Source organism: Pseudoflavonifractor sp. An176 (assembly GCF_002160435.1).
GTDB classification, from domain to species: domain Bacteria; phylum Bacillota; class Clostridia; order Oscillospirales; family Oscillospiraceae; genus Enterenecus; species Enterenecus faecium.
On record NZ_NFKO01000016.1, the window covers coordinates 1 to 20,432 of the forward strand.

14 protein-coding genes are annotated in these 20,432 nt (G+C 61.7%); 4 read left to right on the forward strand and 10 right to left on the reverse strand.

Annotated elements, in window-relative coordinates; translation table 11 throughout:
* Positions 1 to 221: 221 nt before the first annotated feature.
* From B5F12_RS07840 to B5F12_RS07860, 5 genes are read right to left on the reverse strand one after another with little or no spacing between them, the layout of a single operon-like run.
* On the reverse strand, positions 222 to 1,850 hold the full coding sequence (locus B5F12_RS07840; protein WP_087232833.1) for a hypothetical protein: 1,629 nt from the start codon (positions 1,848 to 1,850) through the stop codon (positions 222 to 224).
* The gene (locus tag B5F12_RS07845) at positions 1,847 to 2,566 is read right to left on the reverse strand and encodes an ABC transporter ATP-binding protein (RefSeq protein WP_087232836.1); all 720 of its coding nucleotides are present in this window, start codon (positions 2,564 to 2,566) and stop codon (positions 1,847 to 1,849) included. The genes B5F12_RS07840 and B5F12_RS07845 overlap by 4 nt, the downstream gene beginning before the upstream one ends.
* A gap of 25 nt (positions 2,567 to 2,591) precedes the next feature.
* Entirely contained in the window at positions 2,592 to 3,401 is an 810-nt protein-coding gene (locus B5F12_RS07850; RefSeq protein WP_087232839.1) for a hypothetical protein, read from the reverse strand.
* Positions 3,391 to 4,122, reverse strand: coding sequence for an ABC transporter ATP-binding protein (locus tag B5F12_RS07855; protein WP_087232842.1), 732 nt, complete (start codon positions 4,120 to 4,122; stop codon positions 3,391 to 3,393). Before B5F12_RS07855 ends, B5F12_RS07850 begins: the two co-directional genes overlap by 11 nt.
* Positions 4,119 to 4,487 carry a GntR family transcriptional regulator gene (locus tag B5F12_RS07860; RefSeq protein WP_087232845.1) on the reverse strand — a complete coding sequence of 123 codons (369 nt, stop codon included), beginning with the start codon at positions 4,485 to 4,487 and terminating at the stop codon, positions 4,119 to 4,121. Before B5F12_RS07860 ends, B5F12_RS07855 begins: the two co-directional genes overlap by 4 nt.
* Before the next feature lie 193 nt (positions 4,488 to 4,680).
* Here B5F12_RS07860 and B5F12_RS07865 point away from each other — a divergent pair, with 193 nt between their 5' ends.
* The 4 genes from B5F12_RS07865 (at position 4,681) to B5F12_RS07880 (ending at position 7,825) form a co-directional block, all read left to right on the forward strand.
* Positions 4,681 to 5,037: a CidA/LrgA family protein gene (locus tag B5F12_RS07865; RefSeq protein WP_087232849.1), complete on the forward strand. Its 357-nt coding sequence runs from the start codon at positions 4,681 to 4,683 to the stop codon at positions 5,035 to 5,037.
* The gene (locus B5F12_RS07870; RefSeq protein WP_087232852.1) at positions 5,030 to 5,722 is read left to right on the forward strand and encodes an LrgB family protein; all 693 of its coding nucleotides are present in this window, start codon (positions 5,030 to 5,032) and stop codon (positions 5,720 to 5,722) included. The genes B5F12_RS07865 and B5F12_RS07870 overlap by 8 nt, the downstream gene beginning before the upstream one ends.
* 114 nt (positions 5,723 to 5,836) lie before the next feature.
* Entirely contained in the window at positions 5,837 to 6,823 is a 987-nt protein-coding gene (locus tag B5F12_RS07875) for a DnaD domain protein (RefSeq protein ID WP_087232855.1), read from the forward strand.
* Positions 6,824 to 7,825 (forward strand): ATP-binding protein, encoded by a 1,002-nt coding sequence (locus B5F12_RS07880; RefSeq protein ID WP_087232858.1) that lies wholly within the window; start codon positions 6,824 to 6,826, stop codon positions 7,823 to 7,825. It abuts the gene before it with no gap.
* 1,584 nt (positions 7,826 to 9,409) lie between these two features.
* Here the strand turns inward: B5F12_RS07880 and B5F12_RS07885 are convergent.
* The 5 genes from B5F12_RS07885 to B5F12_RS07905 all read right to left on the reverse strand — a co-directional run bounded on the left by B5F12_RS07885 (position 9,410) and on the right by B5F12_RS07905 (position 20,407).
* Positions 9,410 to 14,998: a discoidin domain-containing protein gene (locus B5F12_RS07885; protein WP_158096779.1), complete on the reverse strand. Its 5,589-nt coding sequence runs from the start codon at positions 14,996 to 14,998 to the stop codon at positions 9,410 to 9,412.
* Positions 14,999 to 15,323: 325 nt separating this feature from the next.
* Positions 15,324 to 16,265 (reverse strand): transketolase family protein, encoded by a 942-nt coding sequence (locus B5F12_RS07890; RefSeq protein WP_087232864.1) that lies wholly within the window; start codon positions 16,263 to 16,265, stop codon positions 15,324 to 15,326.
* Position 16,266: 1 nt separating this feature from the next.
* Positions 16,267 to 17,118: a transketolase gene (locus tag B5F12_RS07895; protein ID WP_087232867.1), complete on the reverse strand. Its 852-nt coding sequence runs from the start codon at positions 17,116 to 17,118 to the stop codon at positions 16,267 to 16,269.
* 199 nt (positions 17,119 to 17,317) lie between these two features.
* Positions 17,318 to 18,796: an L-arabinose isomerase gene (araA, locus tag B5F12_RS07900; RefSeq protein WP_204210583.1), complete on the reverse strand. Its 1,479-nt coding sequence runs from the start codon at positions 18,794 to 18,796 to the stop codon at positions 17,318 to 17,320.
* Between the two features lie 24 nt (positions 18,797 to 18,820).
* Entirely contained in the window at positions 18,821 to 20,407 is a 1,587-nt protein-coding gene (locus B5F12_RS07905) for an FGGY-family carbohydrate kinase (RefSeq protein ID WP_087232874.1), read from the reverse strand.
* Positions 20,408 to 20,432: the final 25 nt, after the last annotated feature.

Genomic DNA, 20,432 nt, shown 5'->3' on the forward strand with positions numbered 1-20,432 from the left:
GACGCATGGACAGCCTCGTACCCCAGGGAGGTCCTTAGGGGGGAACGCCCTAAGCGGGTTTTGGTTTCTTTTGCCCGCTCAAAAGAAACCCCCAGCGGGAAGCGTCCCCGCCAGGCTGGCAAGCCGGAACCTTGGGTGGTTAGACGGACACCCCCCTTCCTTTGCCCAAGGGATATAAAAAACCGCCGGAGAGACGCACGCAGCATCTCTCCGGCAGGCTGTTATTTCACTCTAAAGGTCTTGGGTGCCCGGCGCAGCACCAGCGCCAGCATCCCCACCGAGTACACGGCGGTCACCCCGAACACCAGCAGGGCAAACCAGGTAGGCGTGCTCTTGATCTGTGAGGGCGCCCAGCACACCGCATACATGGCGATGTTCAACAATTTGAATATGGGGTTTTTCGTGTCCAAATCCGAGGTGTAGGGCTGGAAGAGGTAGTACAAGCCCAGGGAGTGGGTGGCAAAAAACACACCCAGGGACAGAAGGGCCAGCAAAAACAGGATAAACTCTCCCACCGGAGGCCGCCCCCCGCCCAGGAAGGTGAGGAGGACAAACATCACGCACACGGCACCGCTGAGCAGCAGGTTCACCCCGCACAGCATTCGCCAGCGGAGGAAGAAGTTCTTCAAAATGGCGTCCCGCTCCCGGTACCAGCCGTAGCGCAGCAGCGCCAGGTCGCAGTTATAGAACATGGCCTTGCAGATGCGCTCCCCCACGGTGTTGTCCATGAGGTACAGCAGGAACACACAGATGGGCAAAGACTTGGTCACATAGGAGAGCACCTCCCCCATCTCCTGCTCTTGCCCCTGGAGCCGAAACCACACGATTCCAACACATCCCACCACGGTGAGTCCTCCCAAAATGGCCAGGACCACAAAGAAGGGCTTGAGGAGCATCCGGCGGTGGCGGCGGAAAAACACCGCCTGGAGATACCGCCAGCCGTGGAGGTGAGAGAAGTCCACACGGGTGTCCAAATCGCTGTCCCGCAGCTTCACCTGCTCAAACTGGGCCTGGTTGGCATTTTTCACGGCGGCCTGACCGGGGATCTTGTCCGCCCGACAGGTCTCCAAAATCAGCTCATAGTGGCAGGGGTAGCGGGAGATGGCCCGGGCGCACAGGCTGCCCAGGGCAAACAGCAGGGTCACCGTGGCGGGATAGAGCAGCACCTGGTCCAGGGCCGGGATAACCCCGAAGGGCATGGGCAGATAGGCCAGGGCCAGGCAGGCCACCGTCAAGGCCAGGATGTACCCCACCTTGCCGCTGGGCAGAGCGTGGAACTTGGCGTACAGCATGAGGTGGAACCACTCGGCCATCATACGCACCCCGGCCAGGGCCAGAGAGAGCAGCAGCCCCCGGAGCACCCCCGCCCCGGTGAGCCCGCCCCACAGCAGGAGGAAGGGGGTGAAGCCCGCAAACATGGCCAGGTGGTGGGTGACCATCTCGGTGGTCTGGTACTGGGTGGCGTCCATGCCCATCTGGCGCACGCAGGTGTACTTCAGCTGGGAGGGCTCCACGGATATGGGCTGTATCATGGTACCCGCCACAAAGCTGAGCCAGAAGAAAATCCACACCGACATGGCAAACCCGTCGGGAGACAAGAACTTCACATCCGCCAGAGACATAGGCACCAGCCAAATGAGGGCCAGGTAGATGGCCTTACCCAGCAGGGCGGTGACTCCCCGATAGAGGGACACCAGGATGGAGAGCACCAGCTTGCCCTCGGTGGCGGCGTACAGCTTGTCGGTGAAAATCCGCTTCAAGAGGGGCACCCGGCCCAGCCAGTACACCAGCCGATTGCCCGCTATGGCTGAGCGGATGCGGTAGATCTGGGAGGCACAGGTGAGGTTCACGGTGCCACCTCCTCCCCGTCCTCCTCCTGGGTGAGCAGGTCCACGATGTAGGACTCAAACTCCGGAGTATGGATTTTGGCGTTGTCCACCCCCTCCAGCTCTCCCTGGTGGAGCAGGACAATTTCATCGCACAAATCCTGGGCCAGCTGGAGAATGTGGGTGGAAAAGAGGATGATATGGTCCCCTTTCATCTCCCGCAGCAGGTTTTTCATCTCCAGAGCCGCCACCACGTCAAAGCTGGTGAGGGGCTCATCCAGCAAGATCACCGGAGGTCTGCCGATGAGGAAGCACAGCATCTGAATCTTGTGCTTCATGCCGTGGGAGTAGCCCCGCATGAGCCGGTTTCGGTCGTCGGGCTCCAGCCCCACCAGCTCCAGCCACTGGTCCGGGGTGCGGCCGCTCTTGTCCTGGGAAATCTCCTGAAAGAACTTGACAAACTCGGTGCCGGTGAGAAATTCCGGCACCACCGGGGTGGACAGCACATAGCCGATGTCCCCCTGCTTGGGGGTGCGGGTCTGGCCGTACTCGTCCACCAGGGACACCGTGCCCCCGTCGGCGGGGAACTCGGCGGACAGGCAGTTGAACAGGGTGGTTTTGCCCGAACCGTTGCGGCCCAACAGGCCGTAAATCTTTCCCTGTTCAAAGGTAAAGCTGGCGTTTTTCAGCACCTCTTTGGTGCCGAAGGACTTGCAAATTTGGTCAAGAATCAACTGCATGGGGAAAACTCCTCTCTCGGATGGTTTACTCCAAGTTCAGCCGACGGCTGAGGATGTAGTTGGTGATGCCCAGGTGGACCACGCAGCGCACCACGTCCAGGATCAGGCCCCACACCGTGGCTGTCAACAGAACATTGGAAATCCCGGCCACATCCACCGACACCTCAATCTCATTGATGCTAATCATGGTGGAGGTCAGATCAGGATAGCCAAACAGGCCGATGACGGAGCCCACGGTGGACCAGATGACACTGAGCACAATGAAGGCCAGCACGGCAAAGCCCACCCGGTGGCTGCCCGCCAGATGGCCCAGAGCCATGGAGGCATACACCTGAGACACCGAGCAGATGATACCCACAAAGAGGGAGACCACCAACAAAATGACCAGGGGCAGGAAGTTGGGAACATTTTTCATGCCCATCTTCCAAAGTTCCGCCAGCACCTGGCCCATCTCCGGGAAATAGGCGATGATGGCCACCGAGGCCAGGGCCACAACGCCGCTGATGATGGAGATCACCATGGCGCTGATGAGCTTGGAGGCCAGCAGCTGCCAGGGCTTCACCGGAATGGTGAACATGAGGTAGCCCTCATCCTTCAACAGGCCCTGGTAGAACCGGGCAATGATGATGACGGTGGTCACCACCATCACCGCCATGATGAGCAGCACATACATCACACCCAACAGCGAGGTGAAGATGCCCATGCCGCCCCCCTCGGCCAGAGGGGAGCCGGAAATGAGCCGATTGACCCCGGACACCACCAGCAGCACCCCCCACAGGGGCAGGAAAATCTTGAACATGGCTTTGAAGTCATATTTCAGCAGTTTAGCCAGCATAGTAGTCACCTCCCTGAGGATTGGCCCGGAACATGTCCCGGAACACGTCGTCCACGCTCTTGCCCTCCCGGGCCCGGATGTCGTCTACGGCCTCGTGGCCCAACACCCGGCCCTGCTGGAGGAACACCACCTCGTCCAGCACCCGCTCCACGTCTCCAATGAGGTGGGTGGAGATGAGCACGGTGGCCTCGGGGTTATAATTGGTCAGAATGGTGTTGAGAATAAAGTCCCGGGCTGCCGGGTCCACCCCGGCGATGGGCTCATCCAACAGATACAGGTAGGACTGGCGGCTCATGGCCAGACACAGCTGCAACTTCTCCTTGGTGCCCTTGGACATGGACTTGATGCGGTCGGTGGGGGCAATTTTTAGGCTCTTACACATCTCGTTGGCCTTCTTCCAGTCAAAATCCGGGTAAAAGTCGGTGAAAAAGTCCACCAAATCCCGGGTTTTCATCCAGTCGGCAAAGTACATCCGGTCGGGCAGATAGCTCACATGGGCCTTGGTCTCCACCCCGGGGGTGTAGCCGTTGATGGTCAGCTCCCCAAAGCTGGGCTGCAACAGCCCGCACATGAGCTTGATAAGGGTGGTCTTGCCCGAGCCGTTGGGCCCCAGCAGCCCCACCAGCTTTCCTCGCCCGATGTTCAGATTCACATCGGTGAGGGCCTTGGTGTGGGAAAAGGTCTTGCCCAGCCCTTGACATACAATCAGATCTTGGTTCATCTCTCTTCCTCCTTCCAGGTTTGCACAAACTCTTTGGCCTGCTGAGTGGTAAATCCCAGCCGCTTCATGCCGTCAAAATAGGCCTGAATCTGCTCTCGGGCCAGCTGGCGGCACATTCTGGCCAGCACTTCCCCGTCCTCGGTGACGGTGCGTCCCGCCGTCCGGTTGGTCACCACCAGTCCGTCCGCCTCCAGCTGAGAAAGCGCCCGCTGCATGGTGTTGGGATTCACCCCAGCCTCGGCGGCCAGCTCCCGAACGGTGGGAATTTTGCTCCCCCGGGGATACACTCCCGAGGAAATCCGCTGCATCAGCTGCCGGTGCAGCTGCATCCAGATGGGGCCGCTGCCCTCTACATTCCAACCCATCCGTCCACCTCCTTGTATTATTGACTTAATACAAGTATACACACCTCCACCTCCCCTGTCAAGGTGGAATCGGGGGAATCTGGCAAGAAAGATGGAACCGAAGCGTTGGGGTTTTATACACTTTGAAGATTGACAACTTGGGCCGGGAAGGCTACTATTTGGAACGTATATTTCCATGCTTGGAGGGGTCTCCTTGAAACTATTGCGTCAATTTCTCATCATTCTGCTGCTGTCCCTGGTGGGGGAAGGGCTCCACGCCCTGCTGCCTCTGCCGGTTCCGGCCAGCGTGTACGGCCTGGTGCTGATGCTTCTGTGCCTGTGCACCGGGATTCTCCGCCTGGACCAGGTGGAGCGGGCCTCGGACTTTCTCATTGAGATCATGCCGGTGATGTTCGTGCCCGCCGCCGTGGGGCTCACCGAGAGCTGGGAGCAGCTGCGCGGCGTGCTGGTGCCCATGCTGGTCATCATGGTGCTCACCACGGTGCTGGTGATGGTGGTCACGGGTCATGTGACCCAGTTTGTCATGAAATGGAGGGAGAAGCATGACTGAGTTTCTGGGTAATTCCCTGTTTTTCGGGGTGGGTGTGAGCCTCATCGCCTATGAGGTGGGGCTGCTGCTGCGGCGCAAGTTCGCCCTGGCCATCCTCAATCCCCTGCTCATTGCCATCTGCTGTGTCATCCTGTTCAACAAGGCCCTGAATATTCCCTATGACGACTACTACGAGGGAGCTCAGTACCTGTCCTACCTGCTCACGCCCGCCACGGTGGCCCTGGCGGTGCCCCTGTATCGGCAGCTGAAGCTGCTGAAAACCCACTGGCTGGCCATTCTCTGCGGCCTGGGGGCGGGCATCATCGCCGGAGGGCTGGGCATTCTGGCCCTGTCGGTGCTCTTTGGCCTTGACCACCAGCTGTATGTGACCCTGCTGCCCAAGTCGGTGACCACCGCCATCGGCATGGAGCTGTCCCGGGAGCTGGGGGGCGTGGTGGCCATCACCACCGCCGTCATCATTGTCACGGGAATTTTGGGCAATGTCATTGGCGATTTCATCTTCTCTATCTTCCGCATCAAACACCCCATCGCCAAAGGCCTGGCCCTGGGCAACTCCGCCCACGCCATTGGCACCGCCAAGGCCATGGAGCTGGGGGAGGTGGAGGGCGCCATGAGCAGCCTGGCCATTGCGGTGGCGGGGGTGCTCACCGTGGTGTCCGCCTCGGTGTTTGCACAGTTTTTGTAACTGGTCCCATGAAATCCCGGCAGTCTCTGGACTTGCCGGGATTTTTCTGTTGTCAGGTTCGGGGATTTCATGTAAAATAGACGGTACACGAGAAAAAACAAGGAGGTGAGTCCCATGTCCGTGCTATTGTTGCCCAATGAGGTGCTGTCCATGACCGCCCAGGCCGCCCGCCGTCTGGTGGATGCAGGGGACGGGGACTGCGCCCTTCTATATCTGGCCCTGCTCCAGGCGGGGAGCAACCCGGACCAGGCCGCCACCCAGCTGGGGTGGGACCCCGGCCGCATGAGCGCCGCCTTTGCCCGGCTCACCGCCATGGGGCTGGCCCAGGGCAGTTGCCCCGGTGTCTCCCCTGCCCCTCAGGCCGCCCCGGTGCAGGACGACCGCCCCCCGGAATACACCCGCGGGGACATCGCCGACGCCCTGGAGCGGGAACAGAGCTTTTATGGGCTGTCCCGGGAGATGGAGCGGCTGCTGGGCCGGGTGTTCTCGGACACCGACTTGAAGAGCCTGTACACCATCTACGACTATCTGGCCCTGCCTGTGGAGGTCATCTTCATGCTGGCCGGGTACGTCGTCCGCGCCAGCCGCCGCCAAAAGGGGGACGCCTCCCCCCTGCCCCGGATGACCGAGGTGAAGCGAGAGGCCTTCCGGTGGAAGCGGCTGGGCATCACCACGGTGGAGCGGGCGGAGGAATACCTGCGCGACCAGGAGAGCATCGACCAGCGGGAATGGGGGGTGCTGTCCGCCGTGGGGGTCACCCAGCAGCGGCCTGCCATCGACAAGGAGCGGGAGTACATCCACCGCTGGGTCCAGTGGGGCTTCTCGGATGAGATGATTCACCTGGCCTATGAGCGCACCATCTACCGCAAGGGGAAAATGAATTGGCCCTATGTGAATAAAATTCTGGAGTCCTGGAAAAAGTCCGGCTATACCACCCCCCAGCAGGTGGAGCAGGAGCGGGGCGGGCAGACCCGCAAGGCCCAGCCCCAGACCCAGGGGGCCAGGCCCCAGGAGAACTACCAGCCCAGCGCCAGCCGCATCCAGCAGCAGGCGGACTGGCTGGACCAATTCTTGCAGGAACAGGAGAAAGGTGGGAACTAAATGTCCTACGATGCAGCCATTGTCCAGCGGGCCTCTGCCCGGCTGGCCCGGCGGAAGGAGATTCGGGAGCGCCGCCGCTGGGACCTGGAACAGGAGCTCTACCGCCGCCAGCCCCGGCTGAGGGAGCTGGACCGGGCCATTGGGGGCACCATGGCGGAGTTGGCGGGGCTGGCCATCTCCGGCAAGCCCATCCAGGCCGACGGCCCGGAGATTGCCGACATTCGGCGGCGCAACTTGGAGCTCCAGGCCCAGCGGGCGGAGCTGTTGCACACCCTGGGCTATGAGCCCGACGCCCTGGACCCCACCCCCGCCTGCACCAAATGCGGGGACAGTGGATGGGCAGGGGCGGAGATGTGCACCTGTCTCAAGGAGCTGTGTGCCCAGGAGCAGATGAAGGCCCTCACCGCCCTTCTGAACCTCACCGACGAGCAGAACTTCGACCGCCTGCGCCTGGATGTGTACTCCGACCAGCCCTGGGAGGGGAAACGCTCCCCCCGGGAGAACATGAAGCGGGTGGTAACGGTGTGCGAGGGCTTCGCCCGCCGCTTCCCCGACTATCCCCTCCACAACCTGCTGCTCTCCGGCGGCACCGGACTGGGCAAGACCTTCCTGTCCGGGTGCATCGCCCGGGAGGTGTCGGGGCGTGGGTACTCGGTGGTGTACGACACCGCCATCAGCCTGTTTTCCACCTTTGAGGCCAAGAAGTTTTCCCGGGATTTGGGCCAGGAGCGGCAGGCCCGGGACGACACCCGGCGGTATCTGAACTGTGACTTGCTCATCCTGGACGATTTGGGCAGCGAGCTCACCACTCCCCTGGCCCAGTCCACCCTGTACGAGGTGGTGAACAGTCGCCTGCAAGGGGGCAAACACACCATCATCTCCACCAATCTGTCCATGGAGCAGATTTCCGCCCGGTACACTCCACAGGTGGTGTCCCGGCTGGCGGGTGCCTACCAGGAGCTGACCTTCTACGGGGACGACATTCGGCGGATGAAGAGATAGGAAAATATTTCATTCTTTTGTAACAATTGGACATGAATATTTGTAATGAATTGCGGGTATCCTTATTCTTGCAAGCAAGAGTGATTTCTTCTTTTCATTTCATTTCTCCTTTTTCTTCTTTCTTTTTGCTCCGGGGCAGCGGTGCCCCGGAGCCTTTTTTTATTTGTGCCTGAAAAAGGCGCTGGCAAGCGGAGAAGATGGTTCTTCTCCCATTTCTCTGGTGCAAAGTTGCTCCCCTGGCGAGGGGAGACGCGCTCCGCTGGGGGCCATACCATGCCCAAAGGCTCCCCTGTGCAAGGGGAGCTGGCTGCATTATGGGGTCCCCGCCAAAGCCCAGCGCAAGCGGGTTTGGTGGGGAGAGGAGGTGCGACGGTGTGAGCGAGACTTGCCCCGCCTCCCAGGGGCGAGGCGAGGGATACTCAGTCCGCACCGACGAGACTGAGGGGGTTGTTCTTCTAACAGGCCTCGTTCAGGCTTGCCAGCCTGGTGGGGACGCTCCCCGCTGGGGGTTCCTTTTGGGCGGGCAAAAGGAACCAAAACCCGCTTAGGGCGTTCCCCCCTAAGGACCTCCCTTGGGGTACCAGGCTGGAACTGCGTCAATCCTATGGTCGGCCCAGGCCCTGGTGGGGTCACATGGGTGGCCTGGCAAGTCTATGGAAAGCGCCCCCTTCTCTGTGAGATGGTGCCTCTCCTTCCAGGGCCTCACCCCGGAGAAGCGGCGTTTCCGCCGCCGAGAGCCATACCGCCGATAGCTGGAAACAGCGGCTCACCAGGGTAAGGCCCTGGTGATAGACGTATTGTTTGTCAGAGGAGTAGGTACTATCTGTAGGATTTCCACGCTATCTATGTGACCCCACCAGGCCAAGGGCCGAAAAGAGGAGGACGCAGGGGCTCCCCGTACCGCGGGGTGGATTCCACAAGGCGGGGGAAGGCCCCGCCTTTGGCGATTCTTTCCCCGATTTCTCATCGGGGAGAAATCGGGCATAAGCGGAGCGTCCCTGGCAAGGGCGCAAGGGTGCGCCTGAGAAATCGGAGAAGGTCAATCCCTCCGACCCGGCTGACGCCGGGCCACCTCCCTTTACACAAGGGAGGCTTTGAGTCTGGCAATCACCGGAAGCCGGACTTTCGGCGGCGGAAACGCCGCACACCAGGGTAAGGCCCTGGAAGTAGAAGTTTTCTTTGTCGTAGAAGCTGACACTTACAAAAGAACTGCCATGCCATCTATGTGACCCCGCCGAACCAAGGGCCGAAAAGAGGAGGACGCAGGGGCACCCCGTACCGCGGGGTGGATTCCACAAGGCGGGGGAAGGCCCCGCCTTTGGCGGTCTTTGGTGACTTTCTGGCGGCAGAAAGTCACCCCAGCGGAGCGTCCCTGCCAGGCTGGCAAGCCGGACCCGAGTCCTCGGAGAAAGTCAATCCCTCCGACCCGGCTGACGCCGGGCCACCTCCCTTTACACAAGGGAGGCATTGGGCCTGGAATCCACCGGGGGCAGCGGAGTATCCCCAGACGCAAAAACACCCCCGGACCAATCGGTCCGGGGGTGTTCGGTTCCCTATGAGGTTTTGTGCTCAGCGGGTTGTGAATTAGTGCTTGCGCTTACGGGCAACCACAACCACAGCCACCAGAGCCACCACGCAGACAACCACCACGATCACGGGCACCATCACGTTGTTGGTGTCGCCGGTCGGAGCGGGCTTCTCGCCCTCAGGCTTCTGAGTGGCGTCGGGCTTCTGAGTGGTCTGGGGATTATCGGTAGCCTCAGGCTTGTCGGTGGTCTCGGGAGCACCACCAGCGGTGAGGCCCTCCATGGCGGACTTCAGAGCTGCCACGGCCTCGTCCACCTTGGCCTGGTCGTCCACGGACAGGGTGGCATCGGCCATCACGGCCTTGGCGTTGGCCAGAGCGGTGCGGAAGGCGGCCACGGCGGCCTCGCTGGCCCCGGTGGTGTCCACGGTCTCCGCCTCAGCCAGCAGATCCTCCAGGATGTCCTTGTTGGCCTTGAAGCGCTGAGCCAGGATGGCGTCCAGCAGAGCCTGAGCCACAGGCTTGATGTCGGAGTCCATGGCGTCGCCGTCAGCGGCCACTTCCTTGGCGGCAGCCAGAGCGTCCACCAGCTGCTGCCAGTTGGTCTCCACGTACTTGTCGGCGTTGGCCATCATGTCCTCAGCCTTGGCGATGAGCTTGTTCAGCTCGTCCTTGTCGCCCTGAACCAGGCCCAGGCCCCAGATGCCTTCCAGCAGCTGGTTCCAAGCGGCGTTGACCTCGTCCTGGGTGGCGTCGGTCTTGGCCAGAACGGTCTTGGCGTTGGCCAGAGCGTCCTCAAAGGCCTTCTTGGCGGTGTCGGTGACACCGTCGGTGGACAGGGTGTCGGCATAGGCCACGGTCTTCTCCAGCAGAGTCTTGTTGACATCGCCGGGCTCGGGGGTGGGCTCAGGAGTGGGTTCGGGAGTAGGCTCCACGGTGGGCTCAGGAGTGGGCTCCACAGTGGGTTCGGGAGTGGGCTCCACGTCCTTGGTGATGGTGAAGGTCTTCTCCACGGTGCCGGAGTAGTCCACGATACCACGCACGGTGAGGGTGGCGGTGCCGGGCTCCACATTGTTGGCGTAGTCCACAGCGAAGTCCACGCCGTACTTCAGGGTCTTGTCGCCCAGAACCACGGTGGGCATGGGCTCAATGGCGGAGCCAGTGTAGGCGAACACGTCCTTCTCCAGAGTGACGGTGGCGTCGGACAGGTCGATCTTCTCCTCGGCCACACGCACGCGCAGCTCGGCGCAGGACATGAAGCGGTTGGCCACGTCGCCAGTGCCGCCGCGGGTCTGCACGCCGTACAGACGCACGAACTTGGCTTCCACGGGCTCATTGAACACGGCGATCTTCCAATCGGTGTTGTGGCCCCAAGTGCCGGTGGCCACGGTGGTCCAGGAGCCGTCCTCGCCGGTCATGCTCACTTCCACCCGGTACTCGGTGACAATACCGTTGGCCACAGCGGGACGAGGCAGGTAACGCACAGCGTCCAGCACGGTGGCCTCAGCCAGCTCCAGCTGAATCCAGCGCTTCTCCGGGCTGTTCTCCAGATACTCGCTCCACTTGGTGTGCCAGAAGGTGGTGGAGTTGTTGTCCAAAGCCAGCTCCACAGGGCCCTCGCTGCCGGACTGGGGCAGCTGCTGGCTGGCAGCGGTGGCAGTGGTCTTGGTGTAGTCGTAGTCACGGCTGCCATCGGTGGGATCGTTGTTGGTGGAGCCGCTGACGGCCAGATTGATGGTGTAGGTGCCACGGGTGGCGTGGTCCTCAGACTCGGTGAGGATCTTCACCACGTTGTCGTGGGCGGGGATGACGGTGTAGGCAACGTTGTTGCCGTTGTCCACTTCCAGGGTATCCACCAGCAGAGCCTGGGTGTCATAGGTGCGGGCAGCCAGCTGGCTGTCGTTCCAGGCCTTGCCGTTGACGGTGATGCCGGTGAGGGCGTCAGAGCTGTTGATGGGGAAGCTGGTCTGAGCCAGGTTCAGCTCCACCTCGGTGAGGCTGACGCAGTAAGAGGAAGCGGCGGAAGCGGGATCGCCCTCCTTGTTGGTGACCGTGATGCGGAAGTTCACGGCATCCTGGGGCTCGAAGGTGTAGGGGATGCGGGTGACGTTGGTGTGGGGATTGGTGGCCTCACCCTTGGTGATGTCCAGAGTGGTCCACTCAATGCCGTTGCCACTGACTTCCATCTTCACATCAGAGGGCAGAGCAGCGGAGAAGCTGTCGGTGGCAAAGTACAGCACCACCTGACCCAGGAACTGAGCGGTGTCATAGCGGAAAGCAATAGAAGCGGACTTGTTGCCAGCCTGAGCGGAGTCGTAGTTGCTCCAGGTGCTCTCGTTGGGGCCACCATCCAGGTTGGGGTCCACCTCGGTGGAGCCGTCCCGGATGGCCTCCAGGGTGTCGCTCTGGAGCTCTGCAGGAATGTCCTGGGTCAGCTCGGCGGCGTTGGCGGCCACGTTGTTGCCGATGGTCACGTCGCCCTCAGCCACACGGATGGAGGCAGTGACAGAGATCTCCTCGCCGAACACCTGGCTGGTGCCCTGCACGGTCTTGGTGCCCACGGTGGCGGTGAGGTCCTCGGGAACGTTCCACTCCACGGGGAACTCGGCGTTGAGGATGGTGCCGTCAGCCAGAACAGCGGGACGGGACGCGGGCAGAGTGACCTGTCCGTCCTTACGCACGGCGGCGGAGTAGTTGAGCAGAGCAGCCACCTGGTCCAGCATGTTGATGTTGACGGTGGTGGTGACGTTCACCTCATCGATGACGCCGCTGATGGTGAAGGCGCCAACCTCCTGGATGAGGTCCTCGTTGTAGGCGTTCCAGGTCACGCCCAGCTCCTTGGTGGAGCCGTCCTTGTAGGTAACCTCCACGGTGTCGGGCAGAACAGGGGCGTTGCCCACCTTCACATAGTGATAGCGGGAGATGTCATAGCTGATGACGGGGTTGTTGCCGCCCTCGTCCTTCACAGGAGTGGTAGTGACGGTGACGGAGCCAGCCTTCACGCCGTTGGCGGTGGCGGTGACGGTAAACTCACCGGCCTTGTCGGTGGACTGCACGATGGCCACCAGCTGGCCAGCGGCAGCGTTGCGGGACAGGCTCTGATAAGAGGTGTGGTCGATCTGACGGCCGTTGTCCACGCCCACGATGGTGCCCTCGCCCTCGATGGAGAGCTGGACGTTCACGTCGTTGGTGTTGACCAGGTTGCCGTTGGCGTCCTTGATGTCGATGGTGATGTAGCTCAGGTCGTCGCCGTCGGCCACGATGGAATCACGGTCAGCGGAGAGGGTGAGCTGAGAGGCGCCGGAGGTGGTCTTCACCACGCTGCGGCCCTCGGTCTCGGTGATCTGGTCGCCATTTTCGTCAAAGGCCTTGACTTCCAGAGTACCAGCGGCATAGGGCACCATGAAGGTGGCATACAGGCTCTCATAGCCGGACTTCTGGGTATAGGTGCCGGTGCCGGAGGTAAAGGTGCGGTAGGTGTAACCGGCATCGGTGGTGGTCACGGTGGAGGTGGCAGTGCCCACTTCCTCACCGTTGAGGTAGACCTTCACCACAGGAGCGTCGGAGTACACAACCACTTCCACCTTGTTGTTGCTGTCCTTGGACACATCGTCCTCGTCCCAGGTGGGCAGCACATGGAGGGTGGTCACGTCCTCGTTCCACTGGCTCTGATACAGATAGTAGCTGTCCTTGGGCAGGCCGTTGGTGTCGATGATGCCGAAGTAAGAGGACTTGGGAGAGGGCCAGCCGCCCACAGCGCCAGTGCCGGTGCCGTTCCAGGGGGTGGGCTCGCCGATGTAGTCAAAGCCAGTCCACACAAACTCGCCCATGGAGGCGTCCAGCTGGAGCACACGCCACCAGGCATCGGCCGCCACGGCGCCCCAGCCCACGGTGCTCTTGTCGTAGGAGGTCAGCAGGCGGTCGCCGCCCACATCCACACGGTTGCCCTTGCGGTCATACACGCCGCGGCTGGTGACGGCAGAGGCCGTCTCAGAGTGGTACACCAGCCAGCCCTTGCTCACACCAGTCTGCAGGTGGGCAGCGGTGGAGTAGTTGTAGCCGATGATGCCGCCATTCTCGGCCACCACAGCGGCGACCTTGTTGGCGATGTCCCAGTTCTCCTTGAGCTTGTTGTCGCCAAACGTGGGAGGACGGGTGGTGTCCACCTCTTTGATCCAGTCAATGAGGTTCTGGGCGATGGTGGGATAGTTGCTGTAGCCAGCGTAGGATACGCCCTCGAAGATCTCATTGCCCAGGGAGTACATGATGACGGAGGGGGCGTTCTTGTCCTGGTTGGCCATGGCCTTCACATCGAACTCAGCCCAGGTCATGCCAGTCTCGCCGCCCAGGATGTTGTTGCCCTCGGCGATGGTCACGTTGAACCACTTGGAGTAGTCCTGGGTGTTGCCGTTCTTGGGCAGAGTCCAGGTGTCGAAGGCCTCGTCGATGAGCATGATGCCCTTGCGGTTGGCGATCTCCACCAGCTCAGGAGCGGCGGGGTTATGGGTGACGCGGATGGCGTTGCAGCCCATCTCCTTCAGAATCTCCACCTGGCGCTCGATGGCGCGGTACCAGGCCTCGGAGCCCAGAGCGCCCTGGTCGTGGTGCATACACACGCCCTTGAGACGGGTGGGCTCGCCGTTGAGCTCAAAACCAGTGGTGTTGTTGAACTCCGTCCAGCGGAAACCGAACTCGGTGGTATAGGTGTCCACCACCTGATCGTCCACCAGCACCTCGGTGACGGCGGTGTACAGGTTGGGGTTGTCGGTGTCCCACAGCTTGGGGCTGTCCACCTTGGTGGTGAGGGTCACGTCCTTGGTGGAGTTGGCGTCCACGGTGACGGTCTCGCCGGTGACAGAAGCCACGGACTGCTCGCCGCCCAGCTCGTAGATGCTCTGACGCACCACCACGTTGGCGGCCTCACCGCTCTGGTTGGCCACGGTGGTGACCACGTTCACGGTGCCGTCCTTGCCCTGGCTGTCAGCCAGATTGGGGGTGGTGATGTAAGTACCGTTGCGGTCCACGTGCACGGGATCGGTGACGGTCAGGTGCACGGAGCGGTAGATACCGCTGCCGGAATACCAACGGCTGGAGGGAGTCTGGTGCTCCACCTTCACGGCCAGCACGTTGTCGCCCTCATAGTTCAGGTACTCCTGGGGCAGCTCGAAGGCAAAAGAGGTATAGCCATAGGGGTGGAAGCCCAGCTCATGGCCATTGAGGTACACGGTGGCGTTCATGTACACGCCGCCGAAATTGACAGATACGACCTTGTTCTTCCACTCAGGGGTGATGGAGAAGGTCTTGCGGTACCAGCCGGTGCCGCCCAGCAAGTAGCCGCTCTCAGCCTCGCCGCTCTTGCTGTACTCCTGCTCGATGCTGTAGTCGTGGGGCAGATCCACGTCCCGCCAAGAGGAGTCGTTGTAGTTGGGGTCTGCGTCGCCGCTGCCCAGGTTGAACCGCCAGTGGTCATTGAAGTCCACAGTGCGGCTGTCCCCGCCGTAGGTGTTGACGTAGACCGTCTCCTCAGGAGAGGAAGTCTGTGTGCTGGTCGAGCGACTCTCGCCACGGGCGAATGCGCCAACCGTTACCAGGTTTGCGCCCATCACCAGGGCCAAAGCGCCTGCAAGCAGCCGTTTCTTTTGGAACATGATATTCCTCCTTCTTTTCATTCCCGGTAAAAATCCGGTCCGGCGTGCCGAAGGGCGCAAAACACCCCTCTGCACAAATACGCAGGATAAGTGTAACATGCTTTATGCGAAAACACAAGAGATTCCATTTCGCATCCATGTGAAATTGTACAAAGTGGTATGTTTTCTTTAAAACTCTGAAAAATCGCTGAAATTCAATTGGAAATGTTTCCAATTCCAGTTTTTTGTCAGGCATATTTTTACTAAAAACTATTTTGGCATAGGAGAGAAAAACAAAAAATCTCCCCTGCCCGCAGGCAGGGGAGAAAATGGTAGCAGCAATTTTTTACTTACCCACGAAGTCCCGGGCCACCTCCACAATGTGGTCGGCGCACAGGCCGAACTGCTTGAGGAGGGCTCCGGCGGGGCCGGAGTGGCCAAACTCGTCGTTGACGCCGATGCGGCGCACGGGGGTGGGGCACTGCTCGGCCAGCACGCCGCACACGGCCTCGCCCAGGCCGCCCAGCACGTTGTGCTCCTCACAGGTGATGATTTTGCCGCACTCCTTTGCGGCCTTCCGCACCAGCTCCTCGTCCAGAGGCTTGATGGTGGCCATGTTGATGACCCGGGCGGAGATACCGGCCTGGGCCAGGGTCTCGGCGGCCTCCAAAGCCTCAGCCACCAGCAGGCCGTTGGCGATGATGGCCACGTCGGTGCCATCGGTGAGCACCTCGCCCTTGCCAATCTGGAACTCATAGTCCTCGTCGTGAATGACGGGAACCGCAGCACGGCCAAAGCGCATATATACGGGGCCTTCCATCTCGTAGGCGGCCTTCACCATCTTGCGGGCCTCCACGTCGTCGGCGGGAGACATGACGGTCATGCCGGGGATGGTGCGCATGAGGGCGAAATCCTCACAGCACTGGTGGGATGCGCCGTCCTCGCCCACGGAGATACCGCCGTGGGTGGCGCCGATCTTCACGTTCAGATGGGGGTAGCCGATGGTGTTGCGCACCTGCTCATAGGCCCGCCCGGCGGCGAACATGGCGAAGGTGGCGGCGAAGGGCACCAGGCCCATGGTGGACAGACCCGCAGCCACGTTGACCATGTTGGCCTCGGCAATGCCGCAGTCGAAGTGGCGGTCCGGGAAGGCCTTTTTGAAGATGCCCGTCTTGGTGGCCCCGGCCAGGTCGGCGTCCAGCACCACCAGATCGGCGTGGGTCTCGCCCAGCTCCTTGAGGGCGTTGCCGTAGCTCTCACGGGTTGCGATTTTCTTCACGTCTGCCATGTTACATCCCCTCCACTTCTGCCAGCTGGGCCTTCAACTCGCCCATGGCCTGCTCATACTCCTGGTCGTTGGGGGCCTTGCCGTGCCACCCGGCCTGATTTTCCATATAGGACACGCCCTTGCCCTTGGTTGTCTTCATGAGGATGGCGGTGGGCTTTCCGGTGCCGTGGTTGGCGTGGAACTTGGCGAAGGCGTCCTCCAGCTCCTGGAAGTCGTGGCCGTTCACCTTCACCACGTCGCAGCCGAAGGCGGCGAACTTGGCATCCACAGGCTCGGTGTTCATCACGTCGCAGGTGCGACCGTCAATTTGCAAGCCGTTGATGTCCACGATGATGCACAGGTTGTCCAGCTTATAGTGGGCGGCAAACATGGTGGCCTCCCAGATCTGGCCCTCGGCCAGCTCGCCGTCGCCCAGCAGGCTGTAGACGTTGATGTCCTTGCCCAGGAACTTGGCGCCCTTGGCCATGCCAGCGGCAGCGGACAGGCCCTGGCCCAGGGACCCGGTGGACATATCCACACCGGGGGTCAGGTTCATGTTGGGGTGGCCCTGGAGGTGGCTGCCAATCTGGCGCAGGGTGAGCAGGTCGGACACGGGGAAGTAGCCCCGGTTGGCCAGAGCGGCGTAGAGGCCGGGGGCGGTGTGGCCCTTGGAGAGAACAAAGCGGTCCCGATCCTCCCAGCGGGGATTGGCGGGGTCGATGCGCATTTCTTTAAAGTAGAGATAGGTAAACAGGTCGGCGGCGGACAGAGAGCCGCCGGGATGTCCGGCCTTGGCGGCGTGGACGCCCTCGATGACACCCATACGCACCTTGCAGGCGGTCACCGCCAGTTGCTTTTTTTCAGCTGCGGTCATAGTTTCAAACTCCTTTTCATATCAGAAAACCCCAGAGGTATGCCAGACGCACCCTTGGGGCATAGACAAATTCATGCAATCCTTTTGGTAAAGAAGTCCGTGGACTTCTTTGCCGGATTGGCTCCAGGGGCGTGCCACGCACACCCCTGGGGCACAGGTTTGAGGGAGGAAGGAATCATGTATGATTGCGTATGGCTGATTACTTCAGCTTCCAGGCCAGGTCGTTCCAGAACAGCTCCTTCTCCAGGCCTTCCACGGTGGTATCCTTGCTGATGTGGACAAACTCGATGCCCATGATGTTGGCCCAATCCTTCATCTGCTCGGCGGTGACGTCGTAGCTGAGGACGGTGTGGTGGGCGCCGCCAGCGGTGATCCAGCACTCCACACCGGTGGTGAGAGAGGGCTCAGCGGTCCACATGACACGGGCCACGGGCAGGTTGGGCATGTCCATGATGGGCTTGACGCAGTGGATGTCCTGGCAGATCAGGCGCAGGCGGCCGCCCATGTCGATGAGGGAGACCACAATGCCGTCCCCTTCCTTGCCCTCGAACACCAGGCGGGCGGGGTCCTTGCGGTTCATGCCGATGCCCAGGTGGTGGGTCTCAATGCGGGGCCGGGCAGAGGCCAGAGAGGGGCACACCTCCAGCATGTGGGCGCCCAGGGAGTACTGGTGGCCGGGCACCAGGTGGTAGGTGTAGTCCTCCATGAAGCCGGAGGCGCCGTTGCCGTTCTCACCCATGACCTTCATGATGGCGGTCATGGCGGACACCTTCCAGTCGCCCTCGCCGCCGTAGCCGTAGCCCTGAGCCATCAGGTGCTGGCTGGCCAGGCCGGGCAGCTGCTCCATGCCGTAGAGATCCTGGAAGGTGTTGGAGAAGGCCTTGCACCCTTCTGCATCCATCATCTTCTTCATGGCGATCTCTTCCCGAGCCTGGTAGCGAATGGCCTCCACGTTGTCGGTGGCGATATCATAATTGGCCTTGTAGACCTCCATCAGCTCGTCGATCTCGGCGTCGGTGACCTGGTTCATCACTTCCACCAGATCGCCCACGGCCCAGGTGTTCACCTGCCAGCCCAGCTTGGCCTGCACTTCCACCTTGTCGCCCTCGGTGACGGCCACTTCCCGCATGTTGTCGCCGAAGCGCATGACCTTCAGGTTGCGGGAGAAGTCCACGCCCAGGCAGGTGCGCATCCAGCGGCCCAGACGCTTCTGGACCTCTTCGTCCTTCCAGTAGCCGGCGATGACCTTGCGGGGCATGCGCAGGCGGGCGGCGATGAAGCCGTGCTCCCGGTCGCCGTGGGCAGCCTGGTTGAGGTTCATGAAGTCCATGTCGATCTCCTCGTTGGGGATCTCCAGGTTGTACTGGGTGGCCAGGTGGCAGTAGGGCTTTTGCAGGTTGACAAAGCCGTTGATCCACATCTTGGAGGGGGAGAAGGTGTGGCACCAGGTGACGATACCGCAGCAGTTGTCGTCATAGTTGGCAGCCTTCACCACGTCGGCGATCTCCTTGTTGGTCTTGGCAGTGACCTTGTATACCAGCTTGCAGGGCAGGTTTCCGGTGGCGTTGAGGGTGTCCACCATCTCGGCGGCACGGCGATCCACGATCTCCAGCACTTCGGGGCCATACAGGAACTGGCTGCCCACAACAAACCAAAATTCTTTGTTGTTCATGTTCATAACCTCCGTTATGTCAAGTTTTTATTATACGTGTTCCACGGCGGCCCGCTCCACAGCCAGGCCCGCCTTGTAGTGCACCATAAAGTTGGTGAAGCCCTCCACGTCCTCGGCCTGAGGCTCCACCACAGACACCTTCTGGTCGCCAAAGACCTGGGTGTTCAGGTAGTCCTGGAGGGACTGGCCATCGGCCTTATGTACCGCATAGGCGGCCAGCAGGGCCATGCCCCAGGGTCCGCCCTCTCCGGCGGTCTCCATGGTGGCTACGGGGCTGTTGGCGGCGGCGGCCAGAATGCGCTGGCCCACCACGGGGGTCTTGAAGAAACCGCCGTGGCCCATGAGGCGGTCCACCGCCACATGCTCCTCACCCAGAATGTCCAGGCCCACCTTCAAGGTGGCCAGGGCGGAATAGAGCTGGGTGCGCATGAAGTTTGCAAAGTTCAGGTGCGCCTCGGGGCCACGCACCAGCAGGGGCCGGCCGTCGCTGAGGCCGGTGACCGGCTCGCCGGACAGGTAGTTATAGAGCAGGAGCCCGTCCCCGTCCGCCTTGCCCTCCAGGGCGGAGGTAAACATGGCGGTGTACAGGGCGTTTTTGTCCACCTCATGGCCCAGGGCGGTGAGCAGGCCGGAGAAGACCTCCGCCCAGGCGTTGATCTCATTGGTGCAGTTGTTGCAGTGGACCATGGCCACGGGAGCCCCGTCGGGGGTGGTGACCATGTCGATCTCCTCGTAGCGGCGGCTCAGGGGCTTCTCCAGCACGATCATGGAGAACACCGAGGTACCCGCCGACACGTTGCCGGTGCGCTTGGCCACGGCGTTGGTGGCGGCCATGCCGGTGCCAGCGTCCCCCTCGGGGGGGCAGAGGATGGCGCCGGGCTGCAAGGTCCCGGTGGGGTCCAGCAGCTTGGCGCCCTCGGCGGTGAGGGTTCCGGCGTTGTCGCCAGCCACCGCCACCCGGGGCAGGATATCCCGGAGCTTCCAGGAGTAACCCTTGTCGGCCACCAGGGCGTCAAAGCTGTCCACCATGGCCTGGTCGTAGTCGCAGGTGTTGGAGTCAATGGGGAACACGCCGCTGGCGTCGCCCACACCCAGGACATTCTCCCCGGTGAGCTTCCAGTGCACGTAGCCTGCCAGAGTGGTGATAAAGGCCACATCGGGCACGTGGTCCTCGCCGTTGAGGATGGCCTGGTACAGGTGGGCAATGGACCAGCGCTGGGGAATGTTGAAGTTGAACCGCTCGCTGAGAATCTCAGCGGCCTGCCCGGTGGTGGTGTTGCGCCAGGTGCGGAAGGGGGCCAGCAGCTGGCCCTCATGGCCGAAGGGGAGGTAGCCGTGCATCATGGCGGAGAAGCCCATGGAGGCCACACGGGTCAGCTTCACCCCGTAGCGGGCTTCCACATCGGCGGACAGGTGGGCGTAGGCGTCTTGCAGCCCGGCCCACACGTCCTCCAGGGAGTAGGTCCAGTAGCCGCCCTCATAGCGGTTCTCCCAGCTGTGGTCGCCGGAGGCGATGGGGGCGTGGTCAGGGCCGATGAGCACCGCCTTGATGCGGGTGGAGCCCAGCTCGATGCCCAGACAGGCCTGACCGTTTGCGAGAAATTCTTTCATATCCATGGAGCAACCCTCCTGTGAGAAATTT

Coding starts and splice junctions, on each gene's coding strand:
- B5F12_RS07845 (WP_087232836.1), bottom strand. CDS start 2,566: ATGCAGTTGATTCTTGACCAAATTTGCAAGTCCTTCGGCACCAAAGAG.
- B5F12_RS07885 (WP_158096779.1), bottom strand. CDS start 14,998: ATGTTCCAAAAGAAACGGCTGCTTGCAGGCGCTTTGGCCCTGGTGATG.
- B5F12_RS07890 (WP_087232864.1), bottom strand. CDS start 16,265: ATGGCAGACGTGAAGAAAATCGCAACCCGTGAGAGCTACGGCAACGCC.
- B5F12_RS07855 (WP_087232842.1), bottom strand. CDS start 4,122: ATGAACCAAGATCTGATTGTATGTCAAGGGCTGGGCAAGACCTTTTCC.
- B5F12_RS07860 (WP_087232845.1), bottom strand. CDS start 4,487: ATGGGTTGGAATGTAGAGGGCAGCGGCCCCATCTGGATGCAGCTGCAC.
- araA (WP_204210583.1), bottom strand. CDS start 18,796: ATGAACATGAACAACAAAGAATTTTGGTTTGTTGTGGGCAGCCAGTTC.
- B5F12_RS07905 (WP_087232874.1), bottom strand. CDS start 20,407: ATGGATATGAAAGAATTTCTCGCAAACGGTCAGGCCTGTCTGGGCATC.
- B5F12_RS07850 (WP_087232839.1), bottom strand. CDS start 3,401: ATGCTGGCTAAACTGCTGAAATATGACTTCAAAGCCATGTTCAAGATT.
- B5F12_RS07870 (WP_087232852.1), top strand. CDS start 5,030: ATGACTGAGTTTCTGGGTAATTCCCTGTTTTTCGGGGTGGGTGTGAGC.
- B5F12_RS07895 (WP_087232867.1), bottom strand. CDS start 17,118: ATGACCGCAGCTGAAAAAAAGCAACTGGCGGTGACCGCCTGCAAGGTG.
- B5F12_RS07875 (WP_087232855.1), top strand. CDS start 5,837: ATGTCCGTGCTATTGTTGCCCAATGAGGTGCTGTCCATGACCGCCCAG.
- B5F12_RS07880 (WP_087232858.1), top strand. CDS start 6,824: ATGTCCTACGATGCAGCCATTGTCCAGCGGGCCTCTGCCCGGCTGGCC.